Origin of the sequence: Actinomadura sp. 3N407 (assembly GCF_052245875.1) — a bacterium.
In the GTDB taxonomy this organism is placed as follows: Bacteria; Actinomycetota; Actinomycetes; order Streptosporangiales; family Streptosporangiaceae; genus Spirillospora.
Map to the genome: position 1 here is coordinate 16,768 of NZ_JBQQBP010000016.1, position 22,785 is coordinate 39,552.

19 protein-coding genes are annotated in these 22,785 nt (G+C 74.1%); 12 read left to right on the forward strand and 7 right to left on the reverse strand.

The features are described 5' to 3' along the window. Nucleotides 1-159 precede the first annotated feature (159 nt). Nucleotides 160-1,020, reverse strand: coding sequence for an oxygenase MpaB family protein (locus ACTWPP_RS32615; RefSeq protein WP_443108230.1), 861 nt, complete (start codon nucleotides 1,018-1,020; stop codon nucleotides 160-162). Nucleotides 1,021-1,236: 216 nt separating this feature from the next. On the opposite strand from ACTWPP_RS32615, the gene ACTWPP_RS32620 reads away from it, so the two are divergent. After that, nucleotides 1,237-1,599 carry a hypothetical protein gene (locus ACTWPP_RS32620; protein WP_443108231.1) on the forward strand — a complete coding sequence of 121 codons (363 nt, stop codon included), beginning with the start codon at nucleotides 1,237-1,239 and terminating at the stop codon, nucleotides 1,597-1,599. 54 nt (nucleotides 1,600-1,653) lie between these two features. Here the strand turns inward: ACTWPP_RS32620 and ACTWPP_RS32625 are convergent, their stop codons facing one another. Then, on the reverse strand, nucleotides 1,654-2,523 hold the full coding sequence (locus ACTWPP_RS32625; protein ID WP_443108232.1) for an aldo/keto reductase: 870 nt from the start codon (nucleotides 2,521-2,523) through the stop codon (nucleotides 1,654-1,656). A gap of 188 nt (nucleotides 2,524-2,711) precedes the next feature. Between ACTWPP_RS32625 and ACTWPP_RS32630 the strand changes: the two genes are divergently transcribed. The 5 genes from ACTWPP_RS32630 to ACTWPP_RS32650 all read left to right on the forward strand — a co-directional run bounded on the left by ACTWPP_RS32630 (nucleotide 2,712) and on the right by ACTWPP_RS32650 (nucleotide 8,438). Then, nucleotides 2,712-3,689 (forward strand): ABC transporter ATP-binding protein, encoded by a 978-nt coding sequence (locus ACTWPP_RS32630; RefSeq protein ID WP_443108233.1) that lies wholly within the window; start codon nucleotides 2,712-2,714, stop codon nucleotides 3,687-3,689. Next, complete coding sequence (locus ACTWPP_RS32635; protein ID WP_443108234.1) at nucleotides 3,686-4,531, forward strand: ABC transporter permease subunit; 846 nt, start codon at nucleotides 3,686-3,688, stop codon at nucleotides 4,529-4,531. Before ACTWPP_RS32630 ends, ACTWPP_RS32635 begins: the two co-directional genes overlap by 4 nt. A 163-nt stretch (nucleotides 4,532-4,694) precedes the next feature. Then, nucleotides 4,695-5,318 carry a TetR/AcrR family transcriptional regulator gene (locus ACTWPP_RS32640; RefSeq protein WP_443108235.1) on the forward strand — a complete coding sequence of 208 codons (624 nt, stop codon included), beginning with the start codon at nucleotides 4,695-4,697 and terminating at the stop codon, nucleotides 5,316-5,318. Further along, nucleotides 5,305-6,072 carry an ABC transporter ATP-binding protein gene (locus tag ACTWPP_RS32645; RefSeq protein WP_443108236.1) on the forward strand — a complete coding sequence of 256 codons (768 nt, stop codon included), beginning with the start codon at nucleotides 5,305-5,307 and terminating at the stop codon, nucleotides 6,070-6,072. Before ACTWPP_RS32640 ends, ACTWPP_RS32645 begins: the two co-directional genes overlap by 14 nt. Further along, nucleotides 6,069-8,438: an ABC transporter permease gene (locus ACTWPP_RS32650; protein ID WP_443108237.1), complete on the forward strand. Its 2,370-nt coding sequence runs from the start codon at nucleotides 6,069-6,071 to the stop codon at nucleotides 8,436-8,438. Before ACTWPP_RS32645 ends, ACTWPP_RS32650 begins: the two co-directional genes overlap by 4 nt. Before the next feature lie 53 nt (nucleotides 8,439-8,491). Here ACTWPP_RS32650 and ACTWPP_RS32655 read toward each other — a convergent pair whose 3' ends face one another. Further along, complete coding sequence (locus tag ACTWPP_RS32655) at nucleotides 8,492-9,226, reverse strand: SRPBCC family protein (protein WP_443108238.1); 735 nt, start codon at nucleotides 9,224-9,226, stop codon at nucleotides 8,492-8,494. Between the two features lie 57 nt (nucleotides 9,227-9,283). Then, nucleotides 9,284-9,934 carry an ArsR/SmtB family transcription factor gene (locus ACTWPP_RS32660; RefSeq protein WP_443108239.1) on the reverse strand — a complete coding sequence of 217 codons (651 nt, stop codon included), beginning with the start codon at nucleotides 9,932-9,934 and terminating at the stop codon, nucleotides 9,284-9,286. Between the two features lie 78 nt (nucleotides 9,935-10,012). Between ACTWPP_RS32660 and ACTWPP_RS32665 the strand changes: the two genes are divergently transcribed. From ACTWPP_RS32665 to ACTWPP_RS32680, 4 genes are all read left to right on the forward strand, one after another. After that, nucleotides 10,013-11,788, forward strand: a complete 1,776-nt coding sequence (locus tag ACTWPP_RS32665; protein WP_443108240.1) for a glycoside hydrolase family 15 protein — start codon at nucleotides 10,013-10,015, stop codon at nucleotides 11,786-11,788. Between the two features lie 43 nt (nucleotides 11,789-11,831). Then, a complete protein-coding gene (locus tag ACTWPP_RS32670; RefSeq protein ID WP_443108241.1) occupies nucleotides 11,832-14,861 on the forward strand; it encodes an FAD-binding and (Fe-S)-binding domain-containing protein in 3,030 nt (1,009 codons plus the stop codon). Nucleotides 14,862-14,911: 50 nt separating this feature from the next. Further along, a complete protein-coding gene (locus ACTWPP_RS32675; protein ID WP_443108242.1) occupies nucleotides 14,912-15,394 on the forward strand; it encodes a MarR family winged helix-turn-helix transcriptional regulator in 483 nt (160 codons plus the stop codon). A gap of 118 nt (nucleotides 15,395-15,512) precedes the next feature. Further along, nucleotides 15,513-16,241: a DUF4142 domain-containing protein gene (locus ACTWPP_RS32680; protein ID WP_443108243.1), complete on the forward strand. Its 729-nt coding sequence runs from the start codon at nucleotides 15,513-15,515 to the stop codon at nucleotides 16,239-16,241. A 15-nt stretch (nucleotides 16,242-16,256) separates the two neighbouring features. On the opposite strand, the gene ACTWPP_RS32685 is transcribed toward ACTWPP_RS32680, so the two are convergent. The 3 genes from ACTWPP_RS32685 to ACTWPP_RS32695 all read right to left on the reverse strand — a co-directional run bounded on the left by ACTWPP_RS32685 (nucleotide 16,257) and on the right by ACTWPP_RS32695 (nucleotide 18,555). Next, nucleotides 16,257-16,838: a Sir2 family NAD-dependent protein deacetylase gene (locus tag ACTWPP_RS32685; RefSeq protein WP_443108244.1), complete on the reverse strand. Its 582-nt coding sequence runs from the start codon at nucleotides 16,836-16,838 to the stop codon at nucleotides 16,257-16,259. A 308-nt stretch (nucleotides 16,839-17,146) separates the two neighbouring features. Next, entirely contained in the window at nucleotides 17,147-17,518 is a 372-nt protein-coding gene (locus ACTWPP_RS32690) for a hypothetical protein (RefSeq protein WP_443108245.1), read from the reverse strand. 62 nt (nucleotides 17,519-17,580) lie between these two features. Next, complete coding sequence (locus ACTWPP_RS32695) at nucleotides 17,581-18,555, reverse strand: DUF3068 domain-containing protein (RefSeq protein WP_443108246.1); 975 nt, start codon at nucleotides 18,553-18,555, stop codon at nucleotides 17,581-17,583. A 220-nt stretch (nucleotides 18,556-18,775) separates the two neighbouring features. Between ACTWPP_RS32695 and nirB the strand changes: the two genes are divergently transcribed. Both nirB and ACTWPP_RS32705 read left to right on the forward strand, forming a co-directional pair. Further along, nucleotides 18,776-21,274: a nitrite reductase large subunit NirB gene (gene nirB, locus ACTWPP_RS32700; protein ID WP_443108247.1), complete on the forward strand. Its 2,499-nt coding sequence runs from the start codon at nucleotides 18,776-18,778 to the stop codon at nucleotides 21,272-21,274. Further along, nucleotides 21,271-22,761, forward strand: coding sequence for an FAD-dependent oxidoreductase (locus tag ACTWPP_RS32705; protein WP_443108248.1), 1,491 nt, complete (start codon nucleotides 21,271-21,273; stop codon nucleotides 22,759-22,761). Before nirB ends, ACTWPP_RS32705 begins: the two co-directional genes overlap by 4 nt. Nucleotides 22,762-22,785 lie beyond the last annotated feature (24 nt).

The following is a 22,785-nucleotide window of genomic DNA, read 5'->3' on the forward strand; positions in this document are numbered from 1 at the left end:
ACGACGGCCACGAGCGCGACTCGCCCGACGACGCCGTGCACGAGCAGTGAGATGAGGAGCGCGATCTCCGCCGCGGCCGGCGCGATGCCCGCCCCGGCCGCGTACGACCAGGGCAGATCGGCGTAGCCGCCCGGCGTCGGCGGACCTCCGGGGCGTGGGTCAGGCGTGGACGCGGCCGCGGGAGCGGCGGGCCGACAGGGTGCGGTCGACGCGGTGGCTCGCGAGCTTGACCAGGAGCGGCTGGGGCGGGCGCCGCAGCGGGCCGGGGGTCAGGTGGTGCAGGCCGGTGGCGGTCCGCAGCAGCAGGCCCGCGGCGCGGCGCCGGTTGTGGGTCCACGGCAGGCCGTACCGCTCGCGCAGCGTCTCCGGGAGCAGCGCCGCGGTGAGCAGGCGGAACACGGCCATGGCGGGGGCCAGGGGGCGCAGCTTGCGGGGCCACAGGACGGCGGCGGCGACCTCGCGGGCGGTGTCGGTCACCTCCAGCCCGGCGAGCGTCTCGGCCATGTAGGCGCGGAACGCGGCCAGGTCGGCGGGCTGCGACTCCAGCGGGCAGCCGAGCACCTCGGCCACGACGCGGGACTGGCGGTAGTACTCCTCGGCCAGGTCGGGCTCGTCGTCGCCGGGCCGCATGACGTGCTCGTAGATGTGCAGGGCCGAGTCGATGAGGGTCGCGTTCACCCACAGCTGCAGGTCGGGGTCGTTGCCCGTGTAGCCCTCGCCCCGGACGGCGGTGTGGACGCCGCGGACCTTCGCGGCGATCCGCGCGACCTCCTCCGGCGTCCCGTAGGTGACGATCAGCAGGAAGTCCAGCGTGCCGAACAGGCGGGCGAGGGGACGGTCGGCGAAGTCGCTGTGCTCGGCGACGCCGCGGGCCACGCGCGGGTGCGCGAGCTGCATCAGCAGGGCGCGGCCGGCGCCGAGGCCGATGAGCGGCTCGGCGGCGAGGGCGCGCAGCACGTCCCGGTCGGCGAGCCGGGCGGCGAGGCGTTCCGGCGCGGGCGTCTGCGGTGTGGCGGGCACGGTGCCTCCCGGCGTGTCGGATCCTGCCCGGCCATCCTCGCCCAGCTATTGGCAAATGGTCAATAACCGTCCCGAGGTGGGCGGAGGTACCCAAAGTCGGGAAATCGTCACAACGGGTGGTGATCAGTGTCACAATCGGGGCGCCCGATCACCGTTGAGGGTCGTGGGACGAGCGAGAACATGGCGCCCACGTGATTCAGGAGAGAGGTTCCGACCGTGGCCATCCGTGACAAGATGCGCGCCAACGCGGCCCACGTCCTGCGGGAAGGCGAGAACGTCCAGGCGGTGTTCGGCGCCCAGACCACCAGCCAGTACTTCGCGCTGCTGTCCTACTGGATCATCATCTTCACCAACGCCTACCGGGTCGTCGTCGTCACCGACCAGCGCATCCTGGTGTGCCGGTCCGGCCGCATGCGCATGACGCCGGTCAACGAGGTCCTGCGCGAGCTGCCGCGCGACACCCGCATCGGGCCGCCGAGCGGCCTGTGGTGGCGCTGCGAGACGCTCGGCGAGCGCCTGTACGTCCACAAGCGGTTCCACAAGGACGTCAACGCCGCCGACGGCGTCACCGCGGCCTGACGGCACCGCCCGTGAGGCGGCCGCTGGCCGCGGCGTCGAGGGCGCCCGCGCGTCTCAGGACGTGCGGGCGTTCAGCGCGGCGACCTGCTCGCCGCTGAGGGCGACGCCCGCGCTCGCGACGTTCTCCTCCAGATGCGCCACCGTGGACGTGCCCGGGATCGGCAGCATCACCGGGGACCGCGCCAGCAGCCACGCCAGGCTGACCTGCGCCGGCGTGGCGCCGGTGTCGCGGGCGATCTCGTCCACCGGCCCGCCCGGCTCGGCCAGCCTGCCCGCCGCGATCGGGAACCACGGGATGAACCCCATGCCCTGCGCCTCGCAGTGCTCCAGGACGTCCTCGGACCCGCGGTCGGTCAGGTTGTAGCGGTTCTGCACCGTGACGATCTCCGCCGTGCGGCGGGCGTCCTCGATCTCCCGCACGCTCACCTCCGACAGCCCGATCGAGGCGATCTTGCCCTCGTCGCGCAGCGCCGCCAGCTCGCCGATCTGGTCGGCGAGCGGCACCTCCGGGTCGATCCGGTGGAGCTGGAACAGCCCGATCCGCTCCACGCCCAGGCGGCGCAGGCTCATCTCCACCTGCTGGCGCAGATAGGCGGGGCGGCCCAGCGTGTGCCACCGGTTCGGGCCCGTCCGCACGAAACCCGCCTTGGTCGCGATCAGCAGCTCGTCCGGATAGGGGTGCAGCGCCTCCCGGATGATCTCCTCGCTGTGGAACGGGCCGTAGGAGTCGGCGGTGTCGATGAAGTCCACCCCGAGTTCGACGGCGCGGCGCAGCACCCGCACCGCCTCCGCGCGGTCGCGCGGAGGCCCCCACACCCCCGGGCCGGTCAGGCGCATCGCGCCGTACCCGAGGCGGTGGACGGACCGGCCTGCGACGGTGAACTCGCCGGACGCGTGCGCCGGCGCGGAGGCGGGAAGCGACATGATCCCGACCCTACCGGTGGCCGGGCATGGTTCTCCCCGCTTGACACGGGAAACCCTGCCCTCCGGGACCATTTCCCCCTGCCAAAGTCGGAGGCGGATCCACCCCAGGGAGGAACCGCGTCCGGTGTCCGGGACGCTACCGTGATCCCGATCACGGTTTTCGTCAGTGAAACTTCCAGGATGTGTGCATGATCGAGGCGGAGAACCTCACCAAACGCTACGGCGACAAGACCGCCGTGGACGATCTTTCCTTCACCGTCGTCCCCGGCCGGGTGACCGGGTTCCTCGGCCCGAACGGCGCCGGGAAGTCGACCACCATGCGGCTGCTGCTCGGCCTGGACCGGCCCGACCGCGGCGACGCCCGGATCCACGGTGTCCACTACCCCGACCTGCCCGCCCCGCTGCGGTCCGTCGGCGCGCTGCTGGAGGCCAAGGCCGTCCACACCGGCCGCAGCGCCTACAACCACCTGCTGACCCTGGCCCAGACGCAGGGCATCGACAAGAAGCGCGTCGACGAGGTCATCGAGCTCGTCGGCCTCACCGGCGTCGCCCGCAAGCGCGCCGGCGGCTTCTCCCTCGGCATGGGGCAGCGGCTCGGCATCGCCGCCGCGCTCCTCGGCGACCCGGCGGTGCTGATCCTGGACGAGCCCGTCAACGGCCTCGACCCCGAGGGCATCGTCTGGATCCGCACGCTCATGCAGCGGCTCGCGTCCGAGGGGCGGACCGTGTTCGTCTCCAGCCACCTCATGAACGAGATGGCCGTCACCGCCGAGCACCTCATCGTCATCGGGCGCGGCAGGCTCATCGCCGACTGCTCCACCGAGGAGTTCGTCGAGCGCAGCACCGAGAAGATGGTGACCGTCCGCAGCCCCGACGCCGGGCGGCTCGCCGACGTCCTGGCCGCCGAGGGCGCCAAGGTGCGGCCCGACGGCGACACCCTGCTGACCGTCACCCACATGGAGGCGCCCCGCGTCGGTGAACTCGCCGCCGCCGAGGGCGCCGTCCTGCACGAGCTCACCCCCATGCGCGGCTCGCTGGAGGCCGCGTTCATGGAACTGACCCGCGAGAGCGTCGAGTACGGCGCGGCCGGCGCTCCCGCCCCCGGCGCGATCCCGCCCGGCGCCCCGCCCGCCGCCGGCCCCGCCGAGAAGGGAGAGGCCCGATGACCGCCGCCACCACCGAGCCCGCCGCGCAGCCCGCGGGCGGGCCGGCCGCGCACGAACGGCCCGGCTTCGCGCGGCTCCTGCTCGCCGAATGGACGAAGATCCGCACGGTCCGCTCCACCCTGTGGACGCTGATCCTGCTCGTCGTCGTCAGCGTCGGGTTCACCGCCCTGTTCGTCGGCCTCACCGTCGCGCAGTGGGACAACATGACCGCGGGCGACCGCGCCTCGGTCTCCGCGGACCCGGTCAGCTTCATCCTCGGCAGCGGGTTCTTCCTCGGCCAGCTGACCGTCTGCGTCCTCGGCGTCCTGGTGATCGCCTCGGAGTACTCCACCGGCATGATCCGCGCCAGCCTGCTGGCGGTGCCGAAGCGGCTGCCGATGCTGTGGGCCAAGGCCCTGGTGTTCGCCATGGTCGTCCTCGTCGTCGGCCTCGCGGTGTCGTTCGTGTCGTTCTTCATCGGCGCCGCGATCGCCGGCAGCAAGATCGAGGTGTCCCTCGGCGACGAGGGCGTGCTGCGCGCCGTCATCGGCGGCGGCCTCTACCTGGCGATGCTCGGGCTGTTCGCGCTGGCCGTCGGCGCGATCGTGCGGCACACCGCCGGCGGCATCACCGGCGTGATCGGTTTCGTGCTGGTGCTGGCGCCCCTCGCGTCGCTGCTGCCCGGCAAGATCGGCGATTACGTCTACTCCTACCTGCCCTCGGAGGCGGGTTACCTGATCACCAAGGCGCAGCAGGGTGAGAACGACCTGCTGACGCCCTGGCAGGGGTACGGCGTGTTCGCCCTCTGGACGTTCGCGCTCCTCGCCCTGGCCGCGTTCCTCCTCAAACGACGCGACGCCTGACCCCCGCCGTCCGAACGTCCCCGCGCCGCCGAACAGGCCGCGCGGGGACGTTTCGCCTTTTCGGGGCGGGATCCCACCTGGACCGTTGCATGGTGCAAAGATCCGCCGTACCCTCGTGTTAAGCAGATGCTTAAAGCAAGCGACCAAGCGACGGGGGAGAAGCATGCCGGACGACCGGGTTCCGACGCGGATCCGGCTGCTGGAGGCGGCCGTCGCGGTGATGGCCGAGAGCGGCTGGTCCGGGGTGACGTCGCGCGCCGTGGCGGAGCGGGCGCGGGCCAACAACGCGCTCGTGCACTACTACTTCGGGTCGGTGGACGCGCTGCGGAGGGCCGCGGTGATGCACGCCGTGGAGCTGGAGCTGGCGGGCCCCGTCGAGGCGATCCTCCAGAGGGAGGACGTGCTGGACGGCGTCGCGGACGCGGTCCGGTCCCTCATCGACCGCGGCCCCGGCACCGCCGGGCAGCGCGTGCTGGTGGAGGCCCTGATGCACGGCCTCCGCGACGACGAGTTGCGCGAGGAGAGCGAGCGGCAGATCCGGATGTTCCGGGAGCTGCTGTCGACCCGGCTCGCCGAGAACCGGGCGGCCGGCCTGCTGCGCGCCGACGCCGACCCCGAGGGCCTCGCCGTGGTGCTCGCCGCGCTGATCGACGGGCTGCTGCTGCACGTGCTGATCGACCCCCGGAGCGACGTGGTCGCGCCGATGACCGGGCTGCTGGCGCTCCTGCGCACCCCCGGCGCCCCCGGGGGCCAAGCGGACGAAGGGGACGACGATGACGCGTCATGACCACCGGCGGGCGACCGTCCGGGACGACGACGACGGCGGCCGTGCCGGCGCCCCGGCCGTGCTGCTGCGCGGAGCCGGCAAGACCTACGGCACGGGCCACGCCGAGGTGCGCGCGCTGCGCGAGGTGGACCTGGAGGTGCGGCACGGCGAGTTCACCGTGCTGCTCGGCCCGTCCGGCTCCGGCAAGACGACCCTGCTCAACCTCATCGGCGGGATCGAGCCCGCCACCGCCGGCGACGTCGTCGCGGGCGGCCGCGACCTGTCCGGCCTGGACGAGGACGCCCGCACCGCCTACCGCCGCGACACCGTCGGTTTCGTGTTCCAGTTCTTCAACCTCGTCCCGTCGCTGACCGCGCTGGAGAACGTCCGGCTCGTCGCCGAGCTCACCGGACGCGGCGACCGGGAGCGGTCCGCCGCCGCGCTGGAGGCCGTCGGGCTCGCCGGGCGCGGCGCCCACTTCCCGGCGCAGCTGTCGGGCGGCGAGCAGCAGCGCGTCGCGATCGCCCGCGCGATCGCCAAGGACCCCCGGCTGCTGCTGTGCGACGAGCCGACCGGCGCGCTGGACCTGGAGACCGGGCGCGGCGTCCTGCACGTCCTGCAGGACCTCAACCGGCAGGGCAGGACGGTCCTGGTCGTCACCCACAACGCCGCGATCGCCGCCATCGCGCACCGCGTCGTGCGGATGCGCTCCGGCCGCGTCGTCGAGGTGGCCACCACCGCGGAGCCCGCCACCGCCGACGAGGTGTCGTGGTGAGCACCCTCAACGTCAAGCTGCGCCGCGACCTGCGCCGCCGCCCCGCCCAGCTGGTGTCGGTGGTGGTGCTGGTGATGCTCGGCGTCGCGCTGTTCGGCGCGTCCTACGACGCCTACAAGAACCTGGACTCCGGGTACCAGGACCTGTTCGCCGAGTACCGGTTCGCGGACCTGACGCTGTCGGGCGGCGACACCGCCGCGATCGCGGAGGAGGCCGGGTCGCGGCCCGGCGTCGAGGCGGTCGCCGCCCGCACCGTCGCCGACGTGCCGATGCGGACGCCCGGCGGGAACACCCTCGTCGGCCGCGTCGTCGGCTTCCCCGCCGGATCGCAGCCGGACATCAACGAGGTCAAGGTGCTGCGGGGCCGGTACCTGGACCCCGCCGCCCCGTCCGGCGTCCTCGCCGACAGGCACATCGCCGAGGACGCCGGCCTGGAACCGGGCGCGACGGTGTCGGTGTGGGACGGGCGGGCCTGGCGGGACCTCGGCGTGCGCGGCACCGCGTCCTCGCCCGAGTACCTGTGGCCCGCCCCCAGCCGCCAGGACATCCTGCCCGCGCCCGGATCGTTCGGCGTCCTGTACGTCCCCGAGCCGCTCGCCCGCCGGATCGCCGGCACCGACACGCCCAACCAGGTGACCGTCTACTACACCGCCGCCGGACGCGACCGCGCCGCGCGGCTCGACGCCGCCCTCACCGCCGCCGCCCGGGAACACGGCGCCGGCGCCGCGATCACCCGCGCCGAGCAGCCCAGCAACGCCACCCTCGCCCAGGACATCAAGGGGTTCTCCCAGCTGGCCGTGATGTTCCCGCTGCTGTTCCTCGCCGCCGCCGGCGTCGCCGTCTACGTCGTGCTCACCCGCCGCGTGGCGCGCGACCGCGTCATCATCGGGACGCTGCGCGCCTGCGGGTTCCGCCGCCGCACGGTCGTGGCGCACTACCTGGCGACCGGCGTCGCGGCCGGGCTCGCCGGGGCCGTCCTCGGCGTCGCCGCGGGCCTGGCATTGGCCGGGTCGGTCACCCGCCTGTACGGCGACGCCATCGGGCTGCCCGAGACGACGGTGACCGTGCGCCCGACCACCATGCTCTTCGGGCTGGCGTTCGGGCTGGTCGCGGGCGCCTTCGCGGCGCTGGCGCCCGCGGTGTCGGCGGCCCGCGTCCCGCCCGCCGAGGCGATGCGCGGGACCGTCCCGTCCACCGGGGGAGCGGGCCTCATCGCCCGCCTGGAACGGTCCGTGCCCGCCGCCGGGCGGCTGCCCGCCGGGGCGTGGCTGGTGCTGCGCGGCCCGACCCGCCAGTTCCGCCGCACGTTGTACACCATGGCCGGCGTGGTCCTCGCGCTCGTGCTCATCCTCGTGTCCTGGGGGATGCTCGACTCCTCGCAGGCGACGGTGTCCCGGCAGTTCGACCAGGTCCAGCGGCAGGACGCCGAACTCACCCTCGGCCGTCCCGCCGGCGACGCCGCCCTCGCCGCGATCGCGCGGACGAGGGGCGTGCGGGCCGCCGAACCGTCCGTGCGCGTCCCCGTCACGATCACCGCCGGCGGCCGGGGCTACTCCACGACCGTCGTCGGGCTGCCCGCCGGCACGCGGATGCACCGGTTCCTCACCCCCGGCGGCGGCGAGCGGTCCCTGCCCGGCGGCGGCGCGCTGATCGGCGCGGCGCTGCGCGACGAGCTCGGCGTGGACGCCGGAGACCGCGTCGGGCTGCGCCTCGCCGGCGGCCGGACCGTCACCACGACCGTCGCCGGGTTCGTGGACGAGCCGCTCGGCACCTACGCCTACGCGACGCTGGACCAGGTCGCCGCGTGGGCGCCGTCCGCGCGGCCCGAGTCGGTGCTCGTCCGGTTCGAGCCGGGCGCCGACCGCGCCGCCGCCGAGCGCGCCCTGTCGGCCCGTCCCGGCGTCGTCGCCTACACCGACTCCCAGGCCCTCAAGAAGACCATGGACGAGTACATGAACCTGTTCTACGTGTTCGTCGCGGTCATGCTCGCCTTCGGCGGGCTGCTGGCCTTCACCGTCCTGTTCGCGACCCTGTCGGTGAACCTCGCCGAGCGCGGCACCGAACTGGCCACGCTGCGCGCCTCGGGCGTCGGCCGGCGGCGGCTGGCCCGCCTCGTCACCGCCGAGAACCTCCTCGTCGTGACGGCGGGCGCCGTCCCCGGCCTGATCATCGGGCGGGTCGCCGCCGGCGCGTTCCTCGGCGCGTTCGACAGCGACCTGATGGCCTTCCACACCGAGATCCGGCCCGCCACGTTCGCCTGGTCGGCGCTCGCCGTGATCGCGGTCGCCCACCTGGCCCAGCGGCCCGGCCTGCGCGGCCTGGCCCGCGTCGACCTGGGCGCGCTCGTCCGGGAGCGAACCGGCTGACGCGCACACGGCGGCGCCCGCACGCGGACCGTGCGGGCGCCGGGGCCGTCCGCTCAGGCGTACAGGCCGTTCAGCCAGGCCTGCCACGCCTCCTCCGCCTGCTCACGCCCGGCGTCGGCGTCGGCCGCGAACCGGTGCAGCGCGATCCCGACGGGCCCGCCCCACGCGTCGCGGCCGAAGAACCGGTACATGGCGTCGCCGGTGCGCAGGCCGATGAAGTGCTCGTTGCGGTAGTCGAGCACCGCGTCGGCCGGGCCGGCACCCGGCAGGTCCACGCGCAGCGTGTCGCCCTCGGCGGCGCCGTCCAGGCCCAGCGCACGGCCGACGGCCGCGAACGAGCCCTTCTTCGTGGACGCCTCGGGCCCCTGCACGTCGGTGAAGACGGCGGCGCGGCCCGGGAAGTGCGTCACGTACTGCCGCAGCGTGTGCATGTAGAAGTCGGTGTGCCGGTTGGCGCCGTCGTACTGGTTGTCCCAGTCGTCGGTGAAGATGCCGCTGTGCACGTAGCGGACCCAGGCCCGGCCGCCCTCGCGGGGCTCGATCAGCCTGTCGAGCACGTTGAGCGTCTGGGGCGCGCCCTCCATGCCCTCCGGCGCCTCCGCGCGGCTGGCGAGCCGGTGCGGCGGGTCCCAGGCGGTGATGACGCCGCCCTCCGCGGAGCCGCCCGGCCTGGGCTCGTACTCCATCGGCCACAGCCATCCGCCGGTGCCCGTGGTGAAGGCCTCCCACACCTGCTCGGGGGTCGCGCCGACCTCGAACTCGCGGACGATCTCGAATTCCTTGCCCATGACCATGCTCCTTCTGTGCCGTGCCTACGGATGATCGTTCTTCGGGTCTTCAGGTATTCAGGTCTGGATGGCGCCGGGTGCCTGCGGCGGCGGCACCGGGGACGGCTCCGCCGGGGCCGCCCCGGCACCGGGCTTCACCGACGGGTGGACGGCGATCACGATGCGGTGGCCGCGCCCGCCCTCGGCGTCCTCGTCGTGGTACTTGCGGATCAGGGCGCTCACGCCGGTGGTCAGCTCCTCGATGAACGCCGCCCGGTCGGCCGCCGAGGCGAACACGACCTCGCCGTCCAGCGCGTAGGTGGCCAGGCGCTTGTTGGCCCGCGCCGCCCCGCTGATCAGCGTTCCGACGTCGCGGACCAGCCGCGCGGCGAGCGCCAGCAGCCAGCGCGCCGACATCGCGTCGCGGTGCCGGTCCGGGTCGGGCTGCACGGAGGCGAGCGCGAGCGGGGAGATGACGTAGGACGCCGCCGTCGCCCGCATCAGCCGTTCGGTCATGTTGCCCTTGCGGCGCTCGCCGACCAGCTCGACCAGGCCGTGCCGCTCCAGCGCCTTGAGGTGGTAGTTGACCTTCTGGCGGGGGAGCCCCACCCGGGCGGCCAGCATCGTCGCCGACAGCGGCTCGGCCAGCTCCGCCAGGAGCCGGGCCCGCATCGGGTCCAGGGAGGCCGCCGCCGCCTCCGGGTCTTCGATCACCGTCACGTCCATCATGGGTCCATCATGGCCACCGACAAATAGTCTTGTCAAGACAGAATCTTTTGTCGGTATGTCCGTGGGTAGGGCAGGGGCATGACGGACGATCAGGGAGCACGCGACTGCGAGCCGAAGGCCCTCCGCGAATACGCGCTGATCGCCGACGGCGAGCGCGGCGTCCTGGTCGGCCCGCACGGCGAGTACGCGTGGATGTGCTTCCCGTCCTGGGAGTCGCCCCCGGCGTTCAGCGGGCTGCTCGGCGGCCCCGGCGGCTACCTCGCCCAGCCCGTGTCCCCCCGGTGGGTCTGGGGCGGCTACTACGAGGACCACGGGCTCATCTGGCACAGCCGGTGGGTGACCGGCGAGGGCGCCATGCTCGAATGCCGCGAGGCCCTGGCCCGCCCCGCCGGCCGGGACCGCGCCGTCATCCTGCGCAGGTGCCGGGCGGTGCGCGGCGCGTCCCGCGTCCGCGTCCTGCTGGACGTCCGCGCCGGGCCCGGCGCGCCCCGGATGCGGAACCTGCGCCACCACGACCCGGACTGGACGGCCCGCAGCGGCGGGACGTCCATCCGCTGGCACGGCGGGGACGAGGCCGTCGTGCGCGAGGGCGCCGACGGCGGACCGGTCCTCGCGCTCACCTTCGACCTCGCCGAGGGACAGTCCCGCGACCTGGTGCTCGAACTGACCGCCGGCGGCGCGGACCCCGCCGGCGGGCCGCTGGACGCCGCCGCGCTGTGGGCGGCCACCCAACGGGACTGGCGGGAGGCCGTCCCCGACTGCTCCGACACCATCGCGCCGCGCGACGCCCGCCTCGCCTACTCCGTCCTCACCGGCCTCACCAGCAGCGGCGGCGGGATGGCCGCCGCCGCGACCACCGCGCTGCCGGAACGCTCGAACGAGGGCCGCAACTTCGACTACCGCTACGCCTGGATCCGCGACCAGTGCTTCGCCGGGCGCGCCGTCGCCGTGCACGGCGGCCCGCCGCGCCTGCTGCGCAACGCCGCCGAGTTCGTCGCCGCCCGCATCGAGGCCGAAGGCGACCGGCTGAAACCCGCCTACACCGTCACCGGCGGCCCCGTCCCCGGCGAGCGCGGCGGCGACCTGCCGGGCTACCCGGGCGCCACCGCCGTGTTCGGGAACCAGGCCGGGGAGCAGTTCCAGCTCGACGCGCTGGGGGAGGCCCTGCTGCTCCTCGCCGTCGCCGCCGAGCGCGACGGCCCCGGCCCCGGCGCCGCCGGGGCCGCCCGCACCGCCGCCGGCGTGATCGCGCGCCGCTGGACCCGCCCGGGGGCCGGGATCTGGGAGACCCGCGACGACCTGTGGACGCATTCGCGCCTGACGTGCGTCGCCGGGCTCCGGGCGGCCGCGCGCACCCTGGCCGGCCCCGCCGAGGCCCGCTCCTGGAACTCCCTGGCCGACGCCGTCCTCGCCGAGACCGCGCGGACGGCGCTCACCCCCGGCGGGCGCTGGAAACGCACGCCCGGCGACGACCGCGTCGACGCCGCGCTGCTCATCCCGCCGCTGCGCGGTGCGCTGCCCGCCGACGACCCCCGCACCGTGGCGACGCTGCGGGCCGTCCGCGAGGACCTCGTCGAGGAGGGCTTCGTCTACCGCTACCGGGTCGGGGACCAGCCGCTCGGCGTCGCCGAGGGCGCCTTCACCCTGTGCGGCTTCTTCCTCGCCCTCGCCGAGCGGCGGCAGGGCGACACCGCCCGCGCCCTCACGACGTTCGAGCGGACCCGGTCCGGCTGCGCGACCAGCGGGCTGTTCTCCGAGGAGTACGACGTCAAGCAGCGCCAGCTGCGCGGCAACATCCCGCAGGCGTTCGTGCACGCCCTGCTGCTGGAATCCGCGTGCCGCCTCACCGGATGACCGCGGCGCGATTGAAGGGCCCGGCTCGGGTAAGCGTCCCGGCATGGCTGTTTCGGCGGAAGGCGCCAGGCACGGCGAGCGGACGGCGGCGGAGGCCGCGGCCCGCGGCGGGGACGCGTTCCGGCGCGCGCTCGCCGACCGGGTGGACGGCGAGATCCGGTTCGACCCCGGGTCCCGCGCCGTCTACGCCCACGACTCGTCCAACTACCAGCAGCCGCCCATCGGGGTGGTCGTGCCGAGGACGGTGGAGGCCGGCGGCGAGGCCGTCCGGGTCTGCGCCGAGCACGGCGTGCCCGTCCTGTCGCGCGGCGGCGGGACCAGCCTGGCCGGGCAGTGCGTCAACGACGCCGTCGTCATCGACTGGTCCAAGTACTGCCGCGCGCTGATCTCCGTCGACGCGGGCGCGCGCCGCGCCGTCGTGGAACCCGGCGCGTGCCTGGACGACCTGAACGACGAGCTGGCCGGGCACGGCCTGATGGTCGGGCCCAAACCGTCCACCCACGACACCTGCACCATCGGCGGGATGATCGGCAACAACGCGTGCGGCGCGTCGGCGCAGGCGTACGGGAAGATGGTCGACTCCGTCGTGCGGCTGGAGGTGCTGACCTACGACGGGCTGCGCATGTGGGTGGGGGAGACCTCCGACGAGGAGTACGAGCGCATCCTGGCGGAGGGCGGGCGCCGCGCCGAGATCTACCGGGCGCTGCGCGGGCTGCGCGACGACGGCATGGAGCTGATCCGCACCCGCTACCCCGACATCCCGCGCCGCGTGTCCGGCTACAACCTCGACTCGCTGCTGCCGGAGAAGAACTTCGACGTGGCCCGCGCCCTCGTCGGCTCGGAGTCCACGCTCGTCACCGTCCTGCGCGCCGAGGTCCGGCTGTTCCCCGTCCCTGAGCACCAGTCGCTCGCCGTTCTCGGCTACGACGACATCACCGCCGCCGGCGGCGCCGTGCCGCGCGCCCTGCCGTGGGAGCCGCTCGCCCTGGAGGGCATGGACGAAAGGCTTCTGCGGCTGGCCGAGCAGCACCACCTGGCCGGGCCGCGCGTCATCGAGAACATGCCCGACGGCGCGGGCTGGCTCATGGTCCTGTTCGGCGGCGACACCAAGGACGAGGCGGACGGCCGTGCCCGCGCCTTCATCGAGCACATGAAGGCCGGGCCGCGGCGGCCCCGCTGCACGTTCGTCGACGACCCCGATGAGGAGGAGCGGCTCTGGAAGGTCCGCGAGGCCGGGCTCGGCGCGACCGCCTACCCGCCCGGCCGGCCCGACACCCGCGAGGGCTGGGAGGACTCCGCCGTCCCGCCCGACGGGCTCGGCGACTACCTGCGGGACCTGCGGGCCCTCATCCAAGAGTTCGGCTACGGGCCCGTCTCCCTGTACGGGCACTTCGGGCAGGGCTGCGTGCACACCCGCATCCCGTTCGACCTGGAGGACGAGAAGGGCACCGGGAAGTACCGCAGGTTCATCGAGCGCGCCGCGCGGCTCGTCGTCTCCTACGGCGGGTCGCTGTCGGGCGAGCACGGCGACGGGCAGTCCCGCGCCGAGCTGCTGCCGCTCATGTTCGGCGACGACGTCGTCCGGCTGTTCGAACGGTTCAAGGCGATCTTCGACCCCGGGAACCGGATGAACCCCGGCAAGATCGTCCACCCGTACCGGCTGGACGACAACCTCGACCATCTCGCCTATGCCCCGTCCGAGCCCGGCACCCACTTCTCCTACCCCGACGACGACCACAGCTTCACGCACGCCGCGTCCCGCTGCGTCGGGATCGGCAAATGCCGGGCGTCGTCGGGCGGCGTGATGTGCCCGAGCTACCGGGCGACGGGCGAGGAGGAGCACTCGACCCGCGGGCGGGCCCGCATCCTGATGGAGATGATGCGCGGCATGCCCGGCGACACCGAGCCGAACCCGTCGGTTCCCGGCCCCGGCGGCGCGGCCGTCATCACCGACGGGTGGCGGTCCCGGGACGTCCTCGACGCCCTCGACCTGTGCCTGGCGTGCAAGGGATGCCGCAGCGACTGCCCCGTCAACGTGGACATGGCCACCTACAAGGCCGAGTTCCTCGCCCACCACTACGCCGGCCGCCTGCGCCCGGCCTCCCACTACACGATGGGCTGGCTGCCGCTGTGGGCCAGGATCGCCGCGTTCGCGCCGCGCGCCGCCAACACCGCCCTGCACCCGCCCGTCCTGGACGGGATCGCCAAGCGGCTCGCCGGCATCGACCCGCGCCGCGACATGCCGCGCTTCGCGCCCGAGCGGTTCACCGACTGGTTCAAGCGCCGCCCGGTGCGGCGCGAGGGGAAACGGGTCGTGCTGTGGCCCGACACCTTCACCGACAACTTCCACCCCCACATCGCCGAGGACGCCGTCCGCGTCCTGGAGGCGTCCGGCCACCGCGTCGAGGTCCCGCCCGTCGCGCTGTGCTGCGGGCTGACGTGGATCTCCACCGGGCAGCTCGGCGTCGCCGCCCGCGTGCTGCGCCGCACCGTCCGGGCCCTCGCGCCGCGGCTGCGCGACGGCGTCCCGGTGGTCGGGCTGGAACCCAGCTGCACCGCCGTGTTCCGCGCCGACGCGCCCGAGCTCATGGAGGGCGACGCCGACGAGGACGACGTCAAACGCCTCCGCGACCAGACCCGGACCCTCGCCGAACTCCTCGACGAGCACCAGGACGACGCCGGCGGCGTCTCGCCCGCCGCGTCCCACGGCGTCGTCGCCGGGCTGGACACCCCGCGCGTCCGCGCGATCGCCCAGCCGCACTGCCACCAGCACGCCATCATGGGGTTCGGCGCCGACGAGCGCGTCCTGTCCCGCGCCGGCGTGGACGTGGAGACCCTCGACGTCGGCTGCTGCGGCCTCGCCGGCAACTTCGGCTTCGAACGCGGCCACTACGAGGTGTCCACCGCCGTCGCGGAGCAGGGCGTCTGGCCCGCCGTCGAGGACGCCGGCCCCGGCACGGCCGTCCTCGCCGACGGGTTCTCCTGCCGGACGCAGATCGAGGCCGGCACCGCCGCCCGCCCCCGCCACCTCGCCGAGGTCCTCGCCGGCCTGCTGCCCGGGGAGCGGCGGTGACCGCCCGTGCACGTTGGCGCGCCGCGGCGGCGGCACTGTAGAAAGTCGTCATGAGCGAGCATGCCGATGAGGACGGCGTCGACGAGGTCACCTCGGCGATGCTGACCGCGTCCCGGCTCCTGGTGGCGATCTCCGTGCGCTCACTCGCCTCCGTCGAGGACGCCGTGACCCTGCCGCAGTTCCGGCTTCTCGTCGTGCTGTCCTCGCAGGGCCCGTCCAAGCTCGTCACGCTGGCCGGGCTGCTGGAGGTCAACCCCTCCACCGCGATGCGGATGGTGGACCGGCTCGCGTCGGCCGGGCTGGTGGACCGGCAGGCCAGCCCGCACAGCGGGCGCGAGGTCCGCATCCAGCTCACCGGCGCCGGCCGGGCCATCGTCGACGACGTCACCGCCCGCCGCCGCGCAGGCATCGCCGAGGTCGTCTCCCGCATGCCGCCCGGCCAGCGCCACGCCCTGGTCGCCGCGCTTCGCGCCTTCACCGAGGCCGGCGGCGAACCCCCCGTCCCCGCCCTGGTCCAGCTCGGCTGGACCTGACCCGGCCGCGCCGGCGACCGGCCGCCGGGATGAACCCCGCCGCCGCGGCGTGCGTACCGCTCAGGTGACGCTTCTCTCCTCGACCGGCTTGTCCCCGCGACAGAAAGGACGGCGGCGCATGCGAGGACCCCGACCGGCCACCGCCGCGGCGGCGTGCGTGCTGGCCGCGGCGCTGCTGGCGGGCGGCTGCGCCCCGATGGGCCGCCAGACGACCGACGGGGGCCTTCAGCCGGCCCGGCCCGCCGCCGGCGACGGCGAGACGGGCGGCGACGCCGGCCAGGGCGCCGCCGAGACCGATGGGGGGCTTCTCAGCGCGGCCGACCGCCTCCTCCTCGTGCAGCTCAGGCAGGCCGCGCTGTGGGAGATCCCGGTCGGCCGGGCCGCCGCGCGCCGCGGCTCCCAGGAGACCACGCGCACGAACCTGGGCCAGATCGCGACCCGGCACATCAGGTTCGACGAGGTCAACCGCCAGATGGCCGCCAAGCTGAACGTCCCGCTGCCGAACAGGCCGACCGCCACGCAGCAGAGCTGGATGTCGGAGATCACCGGGAAGTCCGGCACCGACTACGACAAGACCGTCGTGGCGCGGACACGGACGGCGCAGGGGCAGCTGTACACGCGGGCCGCCGAGGTCCGCGCCAGCACCCGCAACACCGTGATGCGCAAGTACGCGCAGCAGGTCCAGACCTTCCTCAACGGCCAGCTGAAGCGGCTGGAGAACACCGGCTTCGTCACCGTCGACACCCTGCCCGACCCGCCCGCCGTCACCGGCGCGCCCCCGCCCGGCAGCCCGAACCAGCGGCGGTCTCCCGCGCCCGCCGCGACCTCCGTGCTCCCCGGCGGCTGACACGCGCGGCCGCGTCTACGGGCCGAGTTCGGCCAGCAGCGCGGCCAGCGTCACGCCGAGGGGCGCGTCCATCGTGATCAGGGCCTGCTCGTCGCCCCTGGTCGCGCCCCGGTTGACGATCGCGACGGGGACGCCGTGCCGGGCCGCGTGCCGGACGAACCGGTACCCCGACAGCACCGTCAGCGACGACCCGAGCACCAGCAGCGCGCCCGCGCGCTCGGTCAGCGCGTAGCAGTCCCGGACGCGGGCCGGCGGCACGTTCTCCCCGAAGAAGATCACGTCGGGTTTGAGCGGGCCGCCGCACCGCTCGCAGTCCACCACGCGGAACGCCTCGATCTCCCCGTCGCCGAGGACGGCGTCGCCGTCGGGGTTGACCTGCGCGCCCGCGGCCGCCCGCGCGTCCCAGCCCGGGTTGGCGGCCCGCAGCCGCGCGTCCAGCCGCCCGCGCGGCGTCCGCCGGCCGCACGACAGGCACAGCACCCGGTCCAGCGCGCCGTGCAGCTCGACGACCCCGTCCGAGCCGGCGGCCTGCTGGAGCCCGTCGACGTTCTGCGTGATGATCGCCGAGACCAGTCCCCGACCCTGCAGCTCCGCCACCGCGCGGTGCCCGGCGTTGGGCCGGGCCGCGGCGATGTGCCGCCAGCCCCGCCGCCGACCCGGTGAACTCCTGGTAGGTCATCGGCTCGGCCCGCCGCCGTAGCCCTGTCTCGCCCCGGTAGTCCGGAATGCCCGACTCGGTCGACAGGCCGGCGCCGCTCAGCACCACCACCTCGCCGTCCGAGACGAGATCGGCCAGCATCCGCAGCCGCGTCCCCTCCCCGCCGGCCGGGCTCTCCGCAACGCTCGTCACCCCTCCATCGTGCACGACCGGGGCGGGTGAGCGACGAGGTACCCGGTACGCCGGGTCAGCCGCCGTCGCCGCGTTCCGGGTTCTCGAGCTGGAAGAAGTTGCTCTGCGACCCGTCCTTCTTGTGCTCCTGGTACAGGAAGTTCAGCTCGCGCTCGTCGAAGGTGCGGAACCAGTCGTCCCAGGAGATGTGCTCCAGGTTCTCCCCGCCGTAGCCGGGGAAGTCGAACAGCAGCCTGCCCGGCCGGCCCTCGTACTCGCTGCCGGGCACCGTCGACGGCTCGGCCCCGCGTTCCTCGGCCCACCGGCGGATGACCTCGTGGTCGGTGGTGACCAGGCTCCGGCCGGGGCGCTCCTCGTGCTCCCGGGGAGAGGTCACCTCCTGCCGGTACCGGTGCTCGCCCTGGACCGGATGGTGTGACTCGCCCATCACGTACCCCCCAAGTTCGGATGTTCCGAGTGTCGGGTCCCTCCTACCCGTCCATCCGGCCCCTAACGGCGCGCCGCCGGAGCCGCGCCGCGGCGGGTCCCGCGATGGCCGGGACGCCGCCCGCCCCCGAAGGTCAGGATCAGCCCGGCCACAATGATCGGCAGACCGGCCCCGACGCCGGCCAGGGGGGCGATGGTCTCCAGCAGCCGTATCTGCGCGGCGCCGTCGTCGGACTTGGCGCGCAGATCCTCGCGCGAATCCGGCGTCATCCGCAGGTTCAGGTCCGCCACCACGAGACTGCCGGGCCCCTCCTTGGGCCGCAGCGTCGACACCACGTGCCGCTGCTGGTCGATCGGGGCGCCGGTCCTCGGGTCGACCCAGAACGTGGCGTCCAGCCGGGAGTAGCGGTCCGCCTCGACGGGGGGATCGCCCTCGGGACGCCCGAACAGCCCCGGGGGCAGGGCGGGCACCTCGCCGGCGACCTTGGTCTCCGGGACGTGCTGGACGTACCGGTAGGTGACCAGCCCGTCGACGCGCTCCTCGCCGTCGAAGGTGACCGGCCAGGCGCGGAGGGTCGCGGTGTCGAACAGCTCCAGGCCCCGCTTGCGGACCTCCAGCGGCCAGGACAGCCCGATGCCGTCCAGCCGGACGTCCGTGTCACCCAGCACCGCGGAGCCGCAGCAGTTCTTCAGCTGCCCGGTGGTGCGGTCGAAGGGGAAACGCGCCTTCTGGATCTCGATCGTGTTGCCGCGCCCCACGTCCTGGACGATCGTGCCGCTGTCCCAGACGGCGACGTCGTCACTCGCCGCCTTCACGTCGCCCCGGACCGTGTTGGTCGCCACCACCGTGGCGCCGGTGCGCACCGTGACCGACGCGGCGTCGAGGTAAGTGGCGTTGTCGGCCTTCAGCCGGGTCACCTGGTAGATGTCGGTCGGCGCACCGATCAGCGTGGGGCCGACGTAGAAGTGTACGAGGACACCGGCGGCCAGCAGGAACGTGCCAAGCCCGATGAACGAAACGCCGATGATCCTTCGCACTGCCGCCTCCGGATATGCCCTTGGATCTCTGATTTCGGATACTTTTTCATCTTTTGGATCCTCTCGTGCCACCTTCACGAAAGGAACGGGTCAGGTGCACGAGCCGGCGAAGTCTGTGCGGCCGCCCAGTCTCCGGCGCGTGACCGGCGTGAGGGGCAGTTAACGTGCGAGTGACGTCCGGGATCCCTGCGGGAAATACGGGCCGCCGAGTATCGGGCCCATGGAAGCCGACAGTGAACCGGACAAGAGGCTGGTCGTGGCGGGCCACGGTCCCGCCTCGCACCGCCTGGTGGAGGCCCTGCGCGAGCGCGACACCGCCGGCGCGTGGGCGATCACCGTCATCGGCGAGGAGACGCGCCCGGCCTACGACCGCGTCGCGCTGACGGCGCACCTGGAGGGAGCCGACCTCGCCTACCCCCCGCACGGCGGCGAGGTCACGGTCGTCACCGGGGAGCGGGTCACCGCGATCGACCGCGGCGCACGGACCGTCACCACGTCCGCGGGACGCGTCGCCGCCTACGACGCGCTGGTCCTGGCCACCGGTTCGGCGCCGTTCGTCCCGCCGGTCGAGGGCCGCGACCTGCCGGGCGTGTTCGTCTACCGCACCATCGACGACCTGGACGCGATCCGCGAGTACGCGCGCGGGCGGACGACCGGCGCGGTCGTCGGCGGCGGCCTGCTCGGCCTGGAGGCGGCCCGCGCGATCCAGGGCCTCGGGCTGCGCAGCGGCGTCGTCGAGGTGGCGCCGTGGCTGATGCCGCGCCAGCTCGACGAGGGCGGCGGCGCGATGCTGCGCCGCCACATCGAGGGACTCGGCATGGCCGTCCACGCGGGCGTCCCCATGCGTGCGCTGGAGGCGGGGGAGGACGGCGCGGTCCGCCGGATCGCGCTCACGGACGGGTCGGTCATCGACGCCGAGGTCGTCGTGTTCTCCGCCGGTATCCGCCCGCGCGACGAACTGGCCCGCGGCTGCGGCCTCCCGGTGGGGGAGCGCGGCGGGATCGTCGTGGACGCCTCGTGCCGCACGGAGGACCCGGCCGTGTGGGCGATCGGCGAATGCGCCCTCGTCGACGGCGCCGTGTACGGGCTGGTCGGGCCGTGTTTCTCCATGGCCGAGGTCGTCGCCGACCGGCTGCTGCCGGACGCCGGCACCGCCGTGTTCGCGGGCGCCGACACGTCGACCAAGCTCAAGCTCATGGGTGTGGACGTCGCCAGCTTCGGCGACCCGTTCGCCGGCCCTGAGGGCGCGCTCGGCGTCACCTACACCGACCCCGTCGCCGGCGTCTACAAGAAGCTGGTCGTCAGCGACGACGCGCGGACCCTCCTCGGCGGCGTCCTCGTCGGCGACGCCGAATCGTACGGGACGCTGCGCGCCTACGTCGGCGGGACCCTGCCGGGCGCACCCGAGCAGATGCTGTTCGGCGGAACCGAGACGTCGGGCGGCGACCTGCCCGGCGCGACCGTCATCTGCTCCTGCAACAACGTCACCGCCGAGGGCATCCGCTGTGCGATCTCGGAGCAGTCCCTCACCGACGTGCCGGGCGTCAAGTCCAGCACCAGGGCCGGGACCAGCTGCGGGAGCTGCGTCCCGCTGGTCAAGCGGATCCTGGACGCCGAGCTGACCGCCGCCGGGATCGAGGTCAGCAAGGCCCTCTGCGAGCATTTCGGCTACAGCCGCGCCGAGCTGTTCGACATCGTCCGCGGCGGGCAGGTCACCAGCTTCACCCAGCTCGTCCAGGAACACGGGACGGGCCGGGGCTGCGACATCTGCAAGCCCGCCGTCGCCTCCATCCTGGCCAGCCTCGGCAACGGCCACATCCTGGAGGGCGAGCAGGCGGCGCTGCAGGACACCAACGACCACTTCCTCGCCAACCTGCAGAAGAACGGCACGTACTCGGTGGTGCCGCGTGTCCCCGGCGGCGAGATCACGCCCGAGAAGCTCATCGTGATCGGCGAGGTCGCCCGCGACTTCGGCCTCTACACGAAGATCACCGGCGGGCAGCGGATCGACCTGTTCGGCGCCCGCGTCGAGCAGCTCCCCGACATCTGGCGGCGGCTCGTCGACGCCGGATTCGAGTCCGGGCACGCCTACGGCAAGGCGCTGCGGACCGTGAAGTCGTGCGTCGGGTCCACCTGGTGCCGCTACGGCGTGCAGGACTCGGCCGCCATGGCGATCCGCCTCGAACTGCGCTACCGGGGACTGCGCGCCCCGCACAAGCTGAAGTCGGCCGTGTCCGGGTGCGCCCGCGAATGCGCCGAGGCGCAGAGCAAGGACTTCGGCGTCATCGCCACCGAGAACGGCTGGAACCTCTACCTCGCCGGGAACGGCGGCATGCGGCCCAGGCACGCCGACCTGTTCGCCACCGACCTCACCGACGACGAGCTCATCACCTACATCGACCGGTTCCTGATGTTCTACATCCGCACCGCCGACCGGCTGCAGCGCACCGCGACCTGGCTGGAGTCCCTCGACGGCGGCCTGGACTACCTCCGGGAGGTCATCGTGGACGACCGGCTCGGCATCTGCGCCGACCTCGACGCCGCCATGGCACGCCACGTCGGGACCTACTCCGACGAATGGCGCGACACCCTCGACGATCCCGACCGGCTGCGCCGGTTCGTCTCGTTCGTCAACGCCCCGAAGACCCCCGACCCGAGCATCGCGTTCGAGGTCGAGCGCGACCAGATCAAGCCGCTCCCGCTGGAGGTGAAGCGATGAGCCGCGGAGGTGAGGCGCGTCCCGGGGAGAAGGCCGGCATCGTCGTCGTCGGCAACGGCATGGCCGGGTCGCGGTTCGTGGGCGAGCTGCGCGCCCGCGACCGCCGCACGCCCGTGACGGTGTTCGGCGCGGAGCCCCAGGCCCCCTACAACCGGGTGCTGCTGTCGAACGTCCTCGCCGGGATGACGCGGCCCGACCACATCGGCCTCGTCGACGCCGCCTGGTACGCCTCGCACGGGGTGGACGCCAGGCTCGGCGTCGAGGTCACCCGCGTCGACCGGGCGGCGAAGACCGTCCACGCCGCGGACGGGACCGTCACCCCGTACGAGACCCTGGTCCTCGCGACGGGCAGCACCGCGTTCGTCCCGCCGATGCCCGGCCTGCGGGACGGGCTGCCGCAGGGCGCGCTGGTGTTCCGCACCCTGGACGACTGCCGCCGCATCTCCGAGCTGGCCGACTCGGCGCGCCGCGCGGTCGTCGTCGGCGGCGGGCTCCTCGGCATCGAGGCCGCCCGCGGGCTGATGGGCCGCGGCCTGGACGTGACCGTCCTGCACCTGGCCGGGCACCTCATGGAACGCCAGCTCGACCCCGCCGCCGGGAAGGTCCTCGCCCGGACCCTCGCGACCCTGGGCATCGGCACGCGCATGCAGGCCGACGTCGCCGCCCTGCGCACCGACGGCGGCGCGGTCACCGGCGTCGAGCTGGCCCTGCCCGGCGGCGGGACGGAGGTCATCGGCACCGACCTGGTCATCCTGTCGTGCGGCGTCCGCCCCGAGGTCGCCCTCGCCCGCGACGCGGGCCTCGCCATCGGCCGCGCCGTGATCGTCGACGACGAGCTCCGGTCGGTCACCGACCCGTCCGTCCGCGCCATCGGGGAGTGCTCCGAGCACCGCGACGAGGTGTACGGCCTGGTCGCGCCCGCGTGGGAGCAGGCGGGCGTGCTCGCCGTGCTGCTCGCCGGCACCGACCCCGCGGCGCGGTTCACCGGCGCCCGGCAGATCACCCGCCTCAAGGCCGCCGGGATCGAGCTGGCCTCGATGGGCGAGACGCACTTCGGCGACGATGACGACGACGTCGAGGTCGTCCGGTTCACCGACGCCGCGCGCGGCACCTACAAGAAGGCGATCATCCGGGACGGGCGGCTGATCGGCGCGATCCTGATCGGCGAGACCTCCGCGGCCGGGACGCTCACCCAGCTCTACGACCGCGCCGCGCCGCTGCCCGCCGAGCGGCTCGGCCTGCTGTTCCCCGGCCTCGGCGACGCGGCCGAAGCGGGATCGCCCCTGCGCATGCCGGACGCGGCGACCGTCTGCCAGTGCAACGACGTCAGCAAGGGACAGATCCGCGCGTGCTGGCAGGCCGGCGCCCGCACCGCCGGCGACGTCGCGCGCGAGACGAGGGCGGGCACCGGCTGCGGAGGCTGCCGAGGCGCGCTGGAGGGCATCGTGGCCTGGCTGGAGGGCCAGGAGTCCGCGGACGTCGCCTGAACCGCGGCGGGTAGGCTCCGCCGC